Annotated in this window: 12 protein-coding genes; 6 read left to right on the top strand and 6 right to left on the bottom strand. The window is 64.1% G+C overall.

The features are described from left to right. Nucleotides 1-65 precede the first annotated feature (65 nt). From Q4G20_RS07365 to Q4G20_RS07355, 3 genes are read left to right on the top strand one after another with little or no spacing between them, the layout of a single operon-like run. Complete coding sequence (locus Q4G20_RS07365; protein WP_303342777.1) at nt 66-1,127, top strand: efflux RND transporter periplasmic adaptor subunit; 1,062 nt, start codon at nt 66-68, stop codon at nt 1,125-1,127. Next, nucleotides 1,124-2,209 carry an efflux RND transporter periplasmic adaptor subunit gene (locus Q4G20_RS07360; RefSeq protein WP_303342776.1) on the top strand — a complete coding sequence of 362 codons (1,086 nt, stop codon included), beginning with the start codon at nt 1,124-1,126 and terminating at the stop codon, nt 2,207-2,209. The genes Q4G20_RS07365 and Q4G20_RS07360 overlap by 4 nt, the downstream gene beginning before the upstream one ends. Next, complete coding sequence (locus Q4G20_RS07355; protein ID WP_303342775.1) at nt 2,206-5,271, top strand: efflux RND transporter permease subunit; 3,066 nt, start codon at nt 2,206-2,208, stop codon at nt 5,269-5,271. Before Q4G20_RS07360 ends, Q4G20_RS07355 begins: the two co-directional genes overlap by 4 nt. On the opposite strand, the gene msrB is transcribed toward Q4G20_RS07355, so the two are convergent. Together msrB and Q4G20_RS07345 are read right to left on the bottom strand one after the other, a co-directional pair. Continuing rightward, complete coding sequence (gene msrB, locus Q4G20_RS07350) at nt 5,259-5,693, bottom strand: peptide-methionine (R)-S-oxide reductase MsrB (protein WP_303342774.1); 435 nt, start codon at nt 5,691-5,693, stop codon at nt 5,259-5,261. The genes Q4G20_RS07355 and msrB overlap by 13 nt on opposite strands. Before the next feature lie 40 nt (nt 5,694-5,733). Further along, a complete protein-coding gene (locus tag Q4G20_RS07345) occupies nt 5,734-6,702 on the bottom strand; it encodes a nitronate monooxygenase family protein (protein ID WP_303342773.1) in 969 nt (322 codons plus the stop codon). A 126-nt stretch (nt 6,703-6,828) separates the two neighbouring features. On the opposite strand from Q4G20_RS07345, the gene Q4G20_RS07340 reads away from it, so the two are divergent. Next, the gene (locus tag Q4G20_RS07340; RefSeq protein WP_303342772.1) at nt 6,829-7,746 is read left to right on the top strand and encodes an omptin family outer membrane protease; all 918 of its coding nucleotides are present in this window, start codon (nt 6,829-6,831) and stop codon (nt 7,744-7,746) included. Nucleotides 7,747-7,788: 42 nt separating this feature from the next. Here Q4G20_RS07340 and clpB read toward each other — a convergent pair whose 3' ends face one another. From clpB to Q4G20_RS07325, 3 genes are all read right to left on the bottom strand, one after another. Next, nucleotides 7,789-10,419, bottom strand: a complete 2,631-nt coding sequence (gene clpB, locus Q4G20_RS07335) for an ATP-dependent chaperone ClpB (protein ID WP_303342771.1) — start codon at nt 10,417-10,419, stop codon at nt 7,789-7,791. Nucleotides 10,420-10,524: 105 nt separating this feature from the next. Continuing rightward, nucleotides 10,525-11,298, bottom strand: coding sequence for a hypothetical protein (locus Q4G20_RS07330; RefSeq protein ID WP_303342770.1), 774 nt, complete (start codon nt 11,296-11,298; stop codon nt 10,525-10,527). Next, entirely contained in the window at nt 11,288-11,932 is a 645-nt protein-coding gene (locus Q4G20_RS07325) for a TenA family protein (protein ID WP_303342769.1), read from the bottom strand. Before Q4G20_RS07325 ends, Q4G20_RS07330 begins: the two co-directional genes overlap by 11 nt. A gap of 100 nt (nt 11,933-12,032) precedes the next feature. Between Q4G20_RS07325 and pyrF the strand changes: the two genes are divergently transcribed. Continuing rightward, on the top strand, nt 12,033-12,719 hold the full coding sequence (gene pyrF, locus Q4G20_RS07320; RefSeq protein WP_303342768.1) for an orotidine-5'-phosphate decarboxylase: 687 nt from the start codon (nt 12,033-12,035) through the stop codon (nt 12,717-12,719). On the opposite strand, the gene Q4G20_RS07315 is transcribed toward pyrF, so the two are convergent. After that, nucleotides 12,716-12,976, bottom strand: a complete 261-nt coding sequence (locus Q4G20_RS07315) for a hypothetical protein (RefSeq protein ID WP_303342767.1) — start codon at nt 12,974-12,976, stop codon at nt 12,716-12,718. The genes pyrF and Q4G20_RS07315 overlap by 4 nt on opposite strands. Nucleotides 12,977-13,234: 258 nt before the next feature. Between Q4G20_RS07315 and Q4G20_RS07310 the strand changes: the two genes are divergently transcribed. Beyond that, nucleotides 13,235-14,005 (top strand): division plane positioning ATPase MipZ, encoded by a 771-nt coding sequence (locus Q4G20_RS07310; protein WP_303342766.1) that lies wholly within the window; start codon nt 13,235-13,237, stop codon nt 14,003-14,005. Nucleotides 14,006-14,190 lie beyond the last annotated feature (185 nt).

The raw sequence follows: 14,190 nt of genomic DNA, 5'->3' as shown, positions 1-14,190 counted from the left end.
ATGCTGTTATGGCATGCGCTAATTGTGCATATGAAGGCCGGTAGATCGTTCGCTATGGGCAAAAAATGCGCGATGTCTGGGTAAAGGGTGTGTTTTTGGCGCTGCTGTCGTTTTGGGCGGTGTCCGTGGCATGGGCCGATCCCTTGCGGGTGGAATTTGTGGCGGTGACCGATGCCGCCATGTCCGCCGACATCACCCTGACCGGCACAATTCAGGCACGCGACACCGTCCAGCTGGGCTTTCGCTATGGCGGGCGGATCGAACAGGTGCTGGTCCGCGAAGGGGATCGCGTGGCGCGGGGTCAGCCCTTGGCGCGGCTGAGCGCGGTTCAGCAGGAACAGGCCCTGATCGTGGCCGAAGCCGGGTTTCAGGCCGCAATGGCCGTGCAGGCGCAGGCCGATCAGGCCAATGACCGCGCGGCGGGGCTGTTGGCGCGCGGGGCCGGGACGCGGGCGGCGCGTGACGGCGCGGAACAGGCGCTGTCGCAGGCCGCGGCGGCACTGGAACAGGCTGACAGTCAGCGCCAACAGGCCCGCCGCGCGGTCGAAGATACCGTTCTGCGCGCCCCCGATGATGGGGTGATCGTGTCGAAATCGGTCGCGCCCGGTCAGGTGGTGGCGGCGGCGCAGCCGGTTCTGACTCTGGCGGCGCTGTCGGGGCTGGATGCGGTGTTTCAGACGGCCGATGACCGTATTCTGGCCGATGTTCTGGGGGCCGATGTGGCCCTGACGCCGCTGGATGTGGCGCATCCCCCCATGCGCGCCCGCATATCCGAAGTGTCTCCGCTGGTCGATCCGCGCACCGGCACGGTCAATCTGCGCGCCTCGATCCTGACGGATGATCCCGATATCGGGCTGTTGGGCGCGGCGGTGCGCGGGCGGGTCACCTTGCCCGATCCGGTGCATCCGTCCGTGCCATGGACCGCGCTGGTGCGCCATGGCGGCGGCGCGGCGGTGTGGGTTGTGGGCGATGATGGCCGGGTCTCGATGCAACCAATTGATATTGCTGGATTTGGCGACGGGTTGGTTTATCTGGCGGGGGGCGTGTCGGTCGGGCAGATGGTGGTCGGGCAGGGCGCGCAGCGGCTCTATCCGGGCCGTTCCGTCACCGCATGGGGGCCAAAATGACGATGCGGCGGCTGAGCGTGCTGGCGGCGGCGGTCGTGGCCCTTGTGGCGGTCGCGCTGCTGCGAATCCCGGCTGTGGCGGATGATCGGGACGATCCCCGCCCGGTTGTGTCCGACATCATCCGCGATCACGGGATCGAAGCACGGTGGCTGCCCGGCGTGGTGCAGTCGCGTACGCAGGTGAATCTGGGCTTTGAAACGCTGGGCCGCATGATCGCCCGCCCGGTGGATGTGGGCGCGCGCGTGCGCGCCGGTGATCTGCTGGCGGAACTGGCCGTCGATGATTTGCAGGCGGTGACGCGCGCCGCCCGCGCCGCCCTTGCCACGGCCGAGGTGAACGACCGCACCGCCCGCGCCGCCTTGGACCGCGCACAGGCGCTCAGCGCGCGCAACGTTGCCCCGGCGGCGCAACTGGAACTGGCGCAGCAGGCGGCCTCGGCGGCGGCGGCGGCGGTTGAACAGGCGCGCTCGGCGCTGATTCAGGCGCAGGATGCCGAAGGGTTCGCGCGCATGACCGCCCCCTTTGATGGCGTGATCAGCGCCGTGTTCGAAGCGCCCGGAACCACCGTCGGCGCCGGGGTGCCGGTGCTGCAACTGTCCGCCTATGATCAGCGCGAGGCCGTGATCGACCTGCCCGAACCCGCTTTGCGTGCGCTGGAACGGGGGGCCGTGTTCACGGTCTGGCACCGCAACGATGCCGACACGCAGGTGCCGGCGGTTCTGGACCGGATCGACCCGGTCGCGGATGCCGCCACCCGCACGCGCCGGGTGTATCTGACGCTGCCGCCCGACGCGCCGTTCCGTCTGGGAGGGCTGGTGCGCGCGCGTCAGGGGCCGGTTGATACGCCCGCTTTGTCGCTGGACCCGCGGGCGGTGATGACCACCGATGACGGCGCCTTTGTCTGGCGGGTGACGCGCGACGGCGCGCAGGCGCGGGTGACGCGTGTTGCGGTCACGCTTGGCCCCGAAATGGCGGGACGCGTGCCGGTGCTGTCGGGGCTGAATCCCGGCGATGAAATCGTCCTGAGGGGCGTCAACTCATTGACAGATGGTCATATTGTTGGCCGCAGGCTGGAACCATGACGAAATTCAACCTGTCCGACTGGGCGCTGCGTCACCGCAGTTTTGTGTGGTTTTTGCTGATCGTGTCGATGATTGCCGGCACGATCAGTTACCTGAATCTGGGCCGGGAAGAAGATCCCGCATTCACCGTCAAAACCATGGTTATCGGCGCGGCTCTGCCCGGTGCGGGGGTCGAAGAAACGCTGCTTCAGGTGACCACCCGCATCGAAGATAAGCTGGACGAACTGGACGAACTGGACTTTTCCCGGTCCGTCACCATGCCCGGTCAGGCCGTGATCTATCTTGAGCTGCGTCCCACCGTGCGCGGGCGCGATATTCAGGATGTCTGGCAGCGTGTGCGCAATATGATGGCGGATATCCGGCACGAATTTCCGCCGGAATTTCAGGGCTTTCAGTTCAATGACAGCTTTGGCGACGTGTTCGGCAATATTTATGCCTTTACCGGTGATGGTTACAGCCCCCGCGAATTGCGCGATCAGGTCGAGGTGATCCGAAAACGCGTGGGCGCGCTGCCCGGAGCCGGTAAAACCGGCCTGCTGGGCGTGCCGGAAGAAGAAATCCATCTGGAATTTTCCGCCGCCCGTCTGGCGGCTTTGGGGCTGAACCAGAATCAGGTGCTGGCCACGCTGGCGCAGCAAAACGCGATCCCTCCGGCGGGGGTGGTCCAGTCGGGGGCCGAACGCGTGATGATCCGCATTGGCGGTCAGTTTGACACCGCCGACGCGATTTCGGCGGTGAATTTGCGTGTGGGGGAACGGTTTTTCAATGTCGCGGATGTGGCGACCGTGACCCGCGCCTATCGCGATCCGCCGCAACAGATGTTCCGCTATAACGGCGAACCGGCGATCGGGCTGCAAATCGCGATGCGCGCGGGCGGCAATATCATCAGCTTTGGTGCGGAACTGGACGCGCTGATGGCGCAGATCGCCGCCGATCTGCCGGTGGGGATCGAGATGGCGAAATTCGCCGATCAGCCGCATGTCGTGGATCACGCCGTGGGCCATTTCGTCACCGCCCTTGCCGAAGCGGTCGTGATCGTGCTGGCGGTCAGTTTCGTCAGTCTGGGCCTGCGCGCGGGGCTGGTGGTGACGTTGACGATTCCGCTGTGTCTGGCGATGACCTTTGTGGTGATGGACCTCTACGGCATCACCCTGCAACGCATTTCGCTGGGGGCGCTGATCATTGCGCTGGGCCTGCTGGTCGATGACGCGATGATCGCGATTGAGACCATGATCTCGCGGCTGGAACTGGGCGAATCGCTGGCTAAGGCGGCCAGTTATGCGTGGACCTCGATCGCGTTTCCGATGCTGACCGGCACGCTGGTGACGGTGGCGGGGTTCATTCCCATCGGGCTGAATAACTCGGCGGCGGGGGAATTTACCTTTTCGCTGTTCGTGGTGATCGCGGTGTCGCTGTCCTTGTCATGGATCGTTGCGGTGCTGTTTGCGCCGTTGTTGGGCGTGACGTTTTTGCCGCGCAGCATGGCGCATCATCATGCGGGGCCGGGGCGGCTGCGGCGCGGGTTTCACCGCCTGTTGCGGGCGACGATGGCGGCGAAATGGGTGACGATTGCGGCCACGTTGGGCCTGTTTGGCGTGTCGGTCTGGGCGATGCAATTCGTCGAACAGCAGTTTTTCCCCAGCTCGGACCGGACCGAGCTGATCATCGACGTGACCGGTCGTCAGAACCTGTCGATTGCGGGGGCGGATGCGGAAATTGCGCGGCTGGAACAGGCGTTGCAGGGCGACCCGGATGTGATGTTCTGGACCACCTATGTGGGCCGCGGCGCACCGCGTTTCGTGTTGGCCATGGATGTGCCGACGGCGGGGCCGCATATGGGGCAGATCGTGATTCAAACGCCCGATCTGGCCGCGCGCGACCGTCTGCGCGCCAAGATCGAAGGCTTGGCCGTGTCCGATTTTCCCGGCACCGATGTGTTTGTGAAAAACCTTGAGGTCGGGCCTCCGGTCGGGAAACCCGTGCAATATCGCGTCACCGGCCCCGACCCGGACCAGACGCGCGACGCGGCGTTAGGTTTGGCGGCGGTGCTGTCGTCGGATGCGCGGCTGCGCGACATCTCGCTGGACTGGAACGAACCGGCGCGTCTGGTCCGGCTGGAGGTCGATCAGGATCAGGCCCGCCTTTTGGGCGTCAGCGGCGTGGACATTGCCGATGCGGTCAGCGCGCTGTTCAGCGGCCGGATCGTCACGCAGCTGCGCGATGATATTTTCCTGATCAATGTGGTGGCGCGCGGCGTGGAAATGGATCGCGGATCGCTGGATTCCGTGCGCGATATGCAACTGACCTTGCCGCAGGGCTGGGCGGTGCCGCTGTCGGCACTGGCGACGCTGACCTATGGCACGGAACAGCCGCTGATTGCGCAGCGCAACGGTCTGCCGACGGTCACGGTGATGGCGGGGATTGCCAGTCAGGATCAGCCCGCGACTTTGGTTGCGGCCATGGCGGGGGCGGTTGCGGATTATGCCGCCGCTCTGCCGCCAACGGTGCAGATCCATGTGGGCGGCACGGTCGAAAATTCGGCCAACAGTCAGGCGCCGATTGCCGCCGTGGTGCCGCTGATGCTGTTGATCATGGCGGTGCTGGTCATGGCGCAGATGCAAAGTTTCCGGCTGTCGCTGATTGTCTTTGCCGCAGCACCTTTGGGGCTGATTGGCGTGGTCGCGGTGCTGGTGCCGTTCGGGGTGCCGATGGGCTTTGTGGCGATTTTGGGGATTTTGGCGCTGATCGGGATTTTGATCCGCAATTCCATCATTCTGGTGCATGAAATTCAGGTCCTGCTGACCAAAGGCCGCAGCCAATGGGACGCCGTGTTCGAGGCATCCGACAGCCGCGCCCGTCCCATTCTGCTGACCGCCGCCGCCGCGTCGCTGGCGCTGATCCCGATTTCGCGTCAGGTGTTTTGGGGGCCGATGGCGTTTTCGATGATGGGCGGGATTATCGCCGGCACGCTGGTGACGCTGGTCTTTGTGCCGGCGCTGTATTGCGCGGTGTTTGGGGTGCGGCCCCCTATGGACGCCGCCCCCGACGGTCAGCCGACCTGATCCAGATAATCACCATAACCCTGCGCGGCCATGTCGTCGCGCGGGACAAAGCGCAGCGCGGCCGAGTTGATGCAATACCGCATCCCGCCCTGATCGCGCGGCCCGTCAGGGAACACATGGCCCAGATGGCTGTCGGCGTGGCGTGAACGCACCTCGACCCGGACCATACCGTGGCTGGTGTCGCGATGTTCGGTCACGTTGTCGGTGATCGGGCGGGTGAAGGCGGGCCAGCCGCAGCCGGAATTGTATTTCGCCCCGCTGGCAAACAGCGGTTCACCCGACACGATATCAACGTAAATCCCCGGTTCGAAATGGTGATCATATTCGCCGGTAAAGGCCCGTTCGGTGCCGTTTTCCTGTGTCACGCGGTATTGTTCCGGCGTCAGCCGTTCGACCGCTTCGCGCGTTTTTTCATAACTCATATTGCCCCCTTTTGCCCCAATATGGGGTCGGGGGCGCGTTTCACAACCCCGCCACAGCGGCGCGGGCGGCGGCGTATTCGGTGGCCAGCTGATCCACGCGCTCGGCCACCGGGGTGACGGCGCGCACCGCGCCGATGCCCTGGCCCGCGCCCCAGATCTGGCTCCAAGCTTTGGCGCCGCTTTTGCTGCCGTCGAATGACATGGTGGAGGGGTCGGCATGACCCAAGGCGTCCGGGTCCATGCCCGCCGCGCGGATCGACGGAGCCAGATAATTGCCCGCAATCCCGGTGAACAGCGTGGAATTGACAATATCCATGGCGCCGCTGTCCACGATCATCTGTTTATAGGCGGGGTCGGCATGGGCTTCGGTCGTGGCGATAAAGGGGCTGCCGATATAGGCCAGATCGGCCCCCATCACCTGCGCCGCCAGAACCGCGCGGCCTGTGGCAATCGCCCCGGACAGCAGCAGCGGGCCATCGAACCAATCCCGGATTTCCTGAATCAGCGCAAAGGGCGACTGCACCCCGGCATGACCACCCGCCCCGGCGGCGACCGCGATCAGGCCGTCTGCGCCCTTGTCAATCGCCTTGCGCGCAAAGGCGTTGTTAATCACATCATGCAGCGCGATGCCGCCGCAGTCATGGGCGGCTTCGTTCACTTCGGGGCGCGCGCCAAGGCTGGTGATCCAGATCGGCACCCGGTGGCGGTGGCAAATCTCGATATCGCGTTCCAGCCGGGCATTGCTGCGATGCACGATCTGGTTCACGGCAAAGGGCGCGGCGGGGCGGTCGGGGTTGGCCTGATTATGACGGTCCAGTTCGTCCGTGATGCGGGTCAGCCATTGATCCAGCAGGGGCGCATCGCCCGCCGCTTCGCGCGCGTTCAGGGCAGGAAAGCTGCCGACGATCCCGGCCTTGCATTGCGCGATGACCAGTTCCGGCCCCGACACGATAAACATGGGCGAGGCCACGACCGGAATACGAAGATTTTGCAGGATGGGCGGCAGCATGTCTTTCCCCTTGTGTTGACGCAGTGTGGAGGCGGCGTGTCCACATGGTCAAGCCGTGACGCAGGGGCATTGACCGCGCCGGATCTGGGGCGCATGGCTGGGCGTGCGTTAACCAAAAGGTGCCTCATGCGTGCGATCTGCGCCCTTTCCCTGATTCTGTCGGCCGGTATGGCCGTGGCTGAAACGCCTGACCGTGTGGTCTGGGGCGGGTTCGGCGTCACCAATCTGCGCGCGGATGAGATTGTCTATGACGGCGATCACCGGCTGAGCTTGTTGGAATGGCGGTCATCCGTGCCGACCGTGACCGTGGGGGTCAAACGGCGGTTCGATGGCGGCTGGACGCTGGGCGGGCAGATGGTCGCCAATATGGGCCAGACGGGGCGGATGACCGATTACGACTGGGAACCCACATTCATGACCGGCACCGGCAAATCGGGTTGGTCGGATTGGTCCACCCATCCCGATACGCGCCTGAACCAGTATTTCGATTTCACCCTGACGGGCGGGCGCGAGGTGACGACCGAAAACGGCACCCGCCTGAACCTGCATGGCGGGGTGAAATATGTGCGCGCCGATTGGACCGCGCATGGCGGGCGCTATGTCTATTCCGAGGACGCGCTGCGCGACACCACCGGCACCTTCCCGGCGGGGCAGGCGGTCGTCACCTATCGTCAGCGACATACGACGATTTTCGCGGGCGTCGATGCGGCGCGCGATCTGGGCGACTGGACGATCAGCGGGGGCTTGCGCGGCGGGGTCAGCGTGGCGCCGCGCGATACCGATTTCCACTGGCTGCGCAATCTGCGTTTTGACAGCCGGTTTGACCCGATGCCCTATGCCGGGGTGACGCTGCGCGCGGATTACCGGATCAATGACCGCCTGACCGGATATGCGCAGGCCGATTACGATCAGCATTTCCGCCGTCGCGGCGATACGGTTTACAGCGAAATCGTCAGCGGCGCGCGGGATGGCGGCACATGGGACACGTCCGGCGCGGCGATGCGGGCGGCCACGCTGTCGGTCGGGCTGGCGGCGCGGTTCTGATCATCAGGCCCCGGTGGTCCGGGGCCTGATCGTGGCAGGTGGTTAATGCAGGGTCGGGTCGCGCGGGCTTTCCCCGACCGCGCCCAGCTTTTCGCCCGCCCGGCCGATATGGTCGCCCACGATCAGCCCGTCATCGCTGGCGCTGATGGTGACGGTCTGGCCGTCCAGCACATCCCCCGACAGCAGCATTTCCGCCAGCGGATCCTGCAAGGCGCGCTGAATGACGCGTTTCAGCGGGCGCGCACCAAACACCGGGTCGTAACCCTGTTCGGCCAGCCAGTGCATCGCGGCATCATCCAGATCCAGCGTGATTTTCCGCCGCGCAAGACGGCGTTCCAGCAAGGCCAGCTGGATGCGCACGATCCCGTCCATATTGTCGCGCGTCAGACGGCGGAAGATGATGATTTCGTCCAGCCGGTTCAGAAACTCGGGGCGGAAATGGCCGCGCACGGCCTCCATCACCTGCGCGCGGGCATCGCCGCTGTCGGCATCCGCCGGCAGATGCGACAGAGCCTGCGCCCCAAGGTTCGACGTCAGCACGATCAGCGCGTTTTTGAAGTCAACCTTGCGGCCCTGACCATCGGTCAACTGCCCGTCATCCAGCACTTGCAGCAGGATGTTGAACACGTCGGGATGCGCCTTTTCGACCTCATCAAACAGGATGACGGTATAGGGGCGGCGGCGGACAGCCTCGGTCAGCACGCCGCCTTCGTCGTAACCGACATAGCCGGGGGGCGCCCCGATCAGGCGGCTAACGGCGTGTTTTTCCATGAATTCGGACATATCAATCCGAACCATGGCGTCTTCGTCGTCGAACATATATTCGGCCATGGCCTTGGTCAGTTCGGTTTTGCCAACCCCCGTCGGCCCCAGGAACAGGAACGATCCCAGCGGGCGCTTTTCATCCGACAGACCGGCGCGGGCGCGGCGGACGGCGCGGGCAATGGCGGTCACGGCCTCGGACTGGCCGATGACGCGGTTGCCCAGAATCGCCTCCATCTGCAACAGCTTGTCGCGTTCGCCCTCCAGCATTTTGCTGGTCGGGATGCCGGTCCAGCGTTCGACCACCTCGGCGATTTGTTCGGGGCGCACGGCCTCTTCGACCATCAGGCTGTCGGCGGCGTCGGCGTCGGCCAACTGCTTTTCCAGACCGGGGATGATGCCATAGGACAATTCGCCCGCGCGGGCCAGATTGCCTTCGCGTTTGGCCTGATCCAGATCGGCGCGCGCGCGGTCCAGCTGTTCTTTCAGGTGGCGCGAGCCTTCCAGCCGGTCGCGTTCGGCCTGCCAGCGGGCGGTCATTTCGGCGCTGCGCTGTTGCAGGTCCGACAGGTCTTTTTCCAGCCGTTCCAGACGGTCGCGGGATGCGGCGTCGTCTTCTTTCTTCAGCGCCTCGGCCTCGATCTGCATTTGCAGGATCTGGCGGTCCAGGGCGTCCAGTTCTTCGGGCTTGCTGTCCACCTCCATCCGCAGGCGGGACGCGGCTTCGTCTACCAGATCAATGGCCTTATCCGGCAGGAACCGGTCGGTGATATAGCGGTTCGACAATTCCGCCGCCGCAACCAGAGCCGCGTCGGAAATACGCACGCCGTGATGCAGTTCGTATTTTTCCTTGATGCCGCGCAGGATGGAAATCGTGTCCTCGACCGTCGGTTGTTCGATCAGAACCGGCTGGAACCGGCGGGCAAGGGCCGCGTCTTTTTCGATATATTTGCGGTATTCGTCCAGCGTGGTGGCACCGACGCAATGCAGTTCGCCTCGCGCAAGCGCCGGTTTGATCAGGTTGGCCGCGTCCATGGCGCCATCGGTTTTGCCCGCGCCGACCAGCACATGCAGTTCGTCGATGAACAGGATAATCTCGCCCGCAGCGTTTTCGATTTCCTTGAGGATCGATTTCAGCCGTTCTTCAAATTCGCCGCGATATTTCGCGCCCGCAATCAGCGCGCCCATATCCAAAGCCATCAGTTTTTTGTTGCGCAGCGATTCCGGCACATCGCCGTTGACGATGCGCAGCGCAAGACCTTCGGCGATCGCGGTTTTGCCGACGCCGGGTTCCCCGATCAGAACAGGGTTGTTTTTCGTGCGCCGTGACAGAACCTGCATGGCGCGGCGGATTTCTTCATCCCGGCCGATGATGGGGTCGATCTTGCCTTGTTCGGCGGCCTCGGTCAGGTCGCGGGCGTATTTCGACAGGGCTTCATAGCTGTCTTCGGCGGAAGCGGTGTCGGCGGTGCGGCCTTTGCGAATGTCGTTGATCGCGGCGTTCAGTTTCATCGCCGTGACCCCGCCCGCGTCCAAGGCATCCTTGGCGTTCGTGTTCACAACTGCCAGTGCCATCAGGATGCGTTCGGCGGGAACAAAGCTGTCGCCCGCCTGTTTTGCAATCTTTTCGGCCTCGTCCAGAACGCGGACCATGGACGGGTCCACATAGACCTGCCCGCCGCCGCCCGACACGCGAGGCAGTTTCGCCACGGCCTGATCGACCGCCGCGCGGACCGCCGCAGCATCGCCGCCGGACCGGGTGATCAGATTCGACGCCAGCCCCTGATCGTCATCCATCAGTGCCTTCAACAGATGTTCGGGGACAACGCGCTGTTGCCCTTCGCGAATGGCGATGGTCTGGGCCGCCTGCAAGAAACCGCGCGACCGTTCGGTGAATTTTTCCATATTCATATCATAACCTCCATAAGCGCCCGTTTGGCCGCGCCCGCCAGTGCAGCACGCGGCCCTGTGGCCTTCGGTCGATATGTGTTCATCGCCCGACCCGGTCGCAAGGGGTCAGCCCCGCGATTTTGGCGTCACCAGTTGGGCGGGGCGCGCGGCCTCGGCGGCTTTGAACAGGCTGAAGGTCTGATTGACGTAATTCACGGCCCCCGCGACATGTTCGATATAGGATTCCAGTTCCGGCGTCCGTTCCGCCTGCACCAATTGCACGGCGCGTTCGGGGTTGTCGCCTTCGAACTGGACATAGAACAGCGGGTCGCCCCGGCGCAGGATCAGGTCGCGTTCGGGTTCGTGCCATTCGAACGCCCACATGATCTGACGCGGCCACAGATTGATCGGGAACCGCCCGCCAAAGATCGTCCCCGGCAGCGGCTGGCGGCGGTAATGCGCGAACGCATCCAGTTGCGTCATATAAACCAGCTCATCCGCGACAAAGATATAGGGCAGCGTCAGCTGCACCGTGGGCCGGTCGGGGTAACGCCATTCCTGTTCGGCAACCAGGCTGAGAACTTCGTTCAGTTTGTTCGTGCGAACCGCGCCCGCCTGTCCCGCGCGATTGACCAGCACGGCGCGCCCCTGTTCGTCGCGCGTGAACCCGATATGCAGATCAAAGGGACATTTGACCATGAAATACCGGCTTTCCAGCGCAATCACCGCGGGGCAGCGGCTGGCCGATTTCGCGTGGCTGCGGTTCGGGGCGCGAAAGATCACCCGTTCGGGCGGGTCATACAGCACCCCGCCTTTGTCGGTCGCGCGCAGCCAGCCCACGGTCAGGGGGGCGGATTTCGGGTCGTCAGGGTCACGTTGGACGGTGATGTTAAACTGCATCGGTCATCGCCATATCAAAGAAATCATTTTCTAGCTTTACCGCGCGGCCAAAGAAATCGCGACAGGTTTCGGCATCTTGCGGGCCGACCCGGTCCAGTTCGGCGCGCAAAAACGCCACGAAATCGCGGAAATCGGGGTTGTCGTGCAGCGTGATCCATTCGGCATGAACGAAATTATCGGGCAGAGGCTGCGGCGCGCGGCTGGCCCAATCCAGATACAGCCATTCGGCCACATTCAGCACCGACAAACACGCGGCATAGGAACCGCTGATCGCCGCTTCGCGCATCAGGTTGGAAAACCCGGTGGTGGGGGCGGCGTCGGGCGTGGCGTCACGGGCCGCCTGCGTCACGCCCAAAGCGTCAAAGGATCGCAGAAAATAGGTGTTTTCCGTGGTGGACACCATGCCGACAAACTGCCCCAGACGCAGCCGCGCCGCCGTGCTGTCCGCCGTGGCCATGGCCCCACCCAGTAACGCCAGAAAGCTGTCCAGAAACCGGTGATCCTGCACCAGATACCGCGCCATGGCGGCGTCCGGCACGCTGCCATCATAGACGCCCTGCACGAATTCATGCGTCACGGCGCGGTCCCAGGCGGGTTGATTTTCGTCGCGCAAAATGTCGGTGAAACGGGTCATATCCTATCCTTTCTTTGCGCTATGATGCGGGGCGTGGCACGGGGTTTCAAGACCGCCCGCCTTGTGCCATATCACGCACAGATTAACGCGGGGTAAACAGATGGATGATCGGCTGATTGTGGCGCTGGATGTGCCGAATGCGGTGGCGGGGCTGGATTTGGCCGAACGTCTGGGCGATGCGGTCGGGTTCTACAAAATCGGGCTGGGGATGCTGACCGGGGGCGGTCTGGCGCTGGCCAATGAATTGAAACAGGAACACGGCAAGCGCATCTTTCTGGATATGAAGCTGTTTGACATCGGCGCGACGGTCGAATCCGCTGTGCGTGGGCTGGCGCAATTTGATCTGGATTTCCTGACCGTGCATGGCGACCCGCATGTCGTGCGCGCCGCAAAACAGGGCGCGGCGGGATCGAATATGAAGATTCTGGGCGTGACGATTCTGACATCGCTGGACCGGGCCGATCTGGATGCGGCGATGATCGCGCCGGGTGATCTGCACGATCTGACGGTGGAACGCGCGGCGCGGGCCTTTGATGCGGGCGCGGACGGCATCATCTGTTCCCCGCGCGAGGCGGCGGCGATCCGCGCCCTGCCGGGATCACGGCTGATCATCACGCCGGGTGTGCGCCCCGCAGGCGCCGATCTGGGCGATCAGAAACGGGTCGAGACCCCCGCCGCAGCAATCGCGGCGGGCGTCGATCATATCGTGGTGGGCCGCCCCATCTGGCAAGCCGCCGATCCGCGCGCGGCGGCGCAGGCCATCTTGGCCGAATTGCCCGCGCGTTAAGCTCTGGTCAGGCGTTCCCACAGGCTGCGCCCGCGCGGCGCGGCCGAGACGGGCAGGCCGGTGATCGGCTGACCGCCCGCGTCAATGGTGATCCGCCCGTCGAAATGGCGGCGCAGAACCGGCCCTTGCGCGGTGCGGCGACTGCCCAGAACAACGGTGGCGTAATCCGGCGCCGTGTCCTGCGGGTCGGTCAGAAGCTCGGCCGGGATCGGGAAGGCGGGATAAGGCACAAGGCCGGTGATCAGATTCGGGGTCATGTCGTTTCCTCCTGTCGCCCGTATGGGGCTTCTGGTTTATTACGACACGATCAGTCGTGTATTGCAACAGAAAAAATCGATCTGAAATGTCGTGATTAAAGAAAGGGCGTTCCCCAACCCGGCCTGTCTGGGGGTGTTCGTTCCCCGGCGCGACCCTGCGGCACAGAAAGCGCAGCCGCGCCGCGATCTGCGCCGCCCCGCTTTTCATCCGTTCACGCAACCGTTAGTGTCCGCGCAAAATCGGGATAAGGGGCCACCGTGGCGCATATTATCGTTGTGGGCAATGAAAAGGGTGGGTCGGGGAAATCCACCACCTCGATGCATGTGGCGACGGCTTTGGCGCGCATGGGGCATCGCGTGTCGGGGCTGGATCTGGATGTGCGGCAGCGCAGCTTTGGCCGCTATCTGGAAAACCGCATGGCGTTCATGGCGCGGCAGGGCCTGGATTTGCCGACCCCGATTTTGGGCGAATTGGGCGACGGGGGCGATCCGCTGACGCCTGCTCTGGAGGTGCTGGAACCGCAATCGGATTTCATCCTGCTGGACTGTCCGGGGTCGCATACCAAGCTGAGCCAGATGGCGCATACGCTGGCCGACACGCTGATCACGCCGCTGAATGACAGCTTTGTCGATTTCGACCTGCTGGCCCGCATGTCACCCGAAGGCAAGGTGCTGGGGCCGTCGATCTATGCCGAAATGGTGTGGTCCGCCCGCCAGATGCGCGGAGAAGCAGGCGCCGGTCCCATCGACTGGCTGGTGCTGCGCAACCGTCTGGGAACGCAGGCGATGCACAACAAACGCAAAGTCGGCGGCGCCTTGGCGACGCTGTCCAAACGCATCGGGTTCCGCGTCGCGCCGGGTTTTTCCGAACGGGTGATTTTCCGCGAACTGTTCCCGCGCGGGCTGACTTTGCTGGACCTGAAGGACATCGGCACCGAACAATTGTCCATGTCCAACATCGCCGCGCGTCAGGAACTGCGCGACCTGATCGCCGAACTGCGCCTGCCGGGGGTCGAGGTTACCTTCTGACCGTGTGATTGCGTCCCGCGACCGCCGGGGGCGCTTCGCCCCCCGGACCCCCAGAGGATATTTGCGCACAGAAGATAATGGGCGCGGCCCTGCCGTTTCTTCTGTGCAAAAATACTCACGGCGTGACCTTTTGCGCACAGAAATAGGTCGCGGATTCGTGCCGGTCGGGGCTGGTAAGATCACGC

The sequence above is a fragment of the Paracoccus sp. (in: a-proteobacteria) genome (genome assembly GCF_030538495.1).
Taxonomy (GTDB): Bacteria; Pseudomonadota; Alphaproteobacteria; order Rhodobacterales; family Rhodobacteraceae; genus Paracoccus.
The sequence above is the reverse complement of the archived record's forward strand: the minus strand, read 5'-3'. Positions and strand labels throughout refer to the sequence as shown.

Coding starts and splice junctions, on each gene's coding strand:
- Q4G20_RS07355 (WP_303342775.1), top strand. CDS start 2,206: ATGACGAAATTCAACCTGTCCGACTGGGCGCTGCGTCACCGCAGTTTT.
- pyrF (WP_303342768.1), top strand. CDS start 12,033: ATGGATGATCGGCTGATTGTGGCGCTGGATGTGCCGAATGCGGTGGCG.
- Q4G20_RS07360 (WP_303342776.1), top strand. CDS start 1,124: ATGACGATGCGGCGGCTGAGCGTGCTGGCGGCGGCGGTCGTGGCCCTT.
- clpB (WP_303342771.1), bottom strand. CDS start 10,419: ATGAATATGGAAAAATTCACCGAACGGTCGCGCGGTTTCTTGCAGGCG.
- msrB (WP_303342774.1), bottom strand. CDS start 5,693: ATGAGTTATGAAAAAACGCGCGAAGCGGTCGAACGGCTGACGCCGGAA.
- Q4G20_RS07365 (WP_303342777.1), top strand. CDS start 66: ATGCGCGATGTCTGGGTAAAGGGTGTGTTTTTGGCGCTGCTGTCGTTT.
- Q4G20_RS07340 (WP_303342772.1), top strand. CDS start 6,829: ATGCGTGCGATCTGCGCCCTTTCCCTGATTCTGTCGGCCGGTATGGCC.
- Q4G20_RS07325 (WP_303342769.1), bottom strand. CDS start 11,932: ATGACCCGTTTCACCGACATTTTGCGCGACGAAAATCAACCCGCCTGG.
- Q4G20_RS07330 (WP_303342770.1), bottom strand. CDS start 11,298: ATGCAGTTTAACATCACCGTCCAACGTGACCCTGACGACCCGAAATCC.
- Q4G20_RS07345 (WP_303342773.1), bottom strand. CDS start 6,702: ATGCTGCCGCCCATCCTGCAAAATCTTCGTATTCCGGTCGTGGCCTCG.
- Q4G20_RS07315 (WP_303342767.1), bottom strand. CDS start 12,976: ATGACCCCGAATCTGATCACCGGCCTTGTGCCTTATCCCGCCTTCCCG.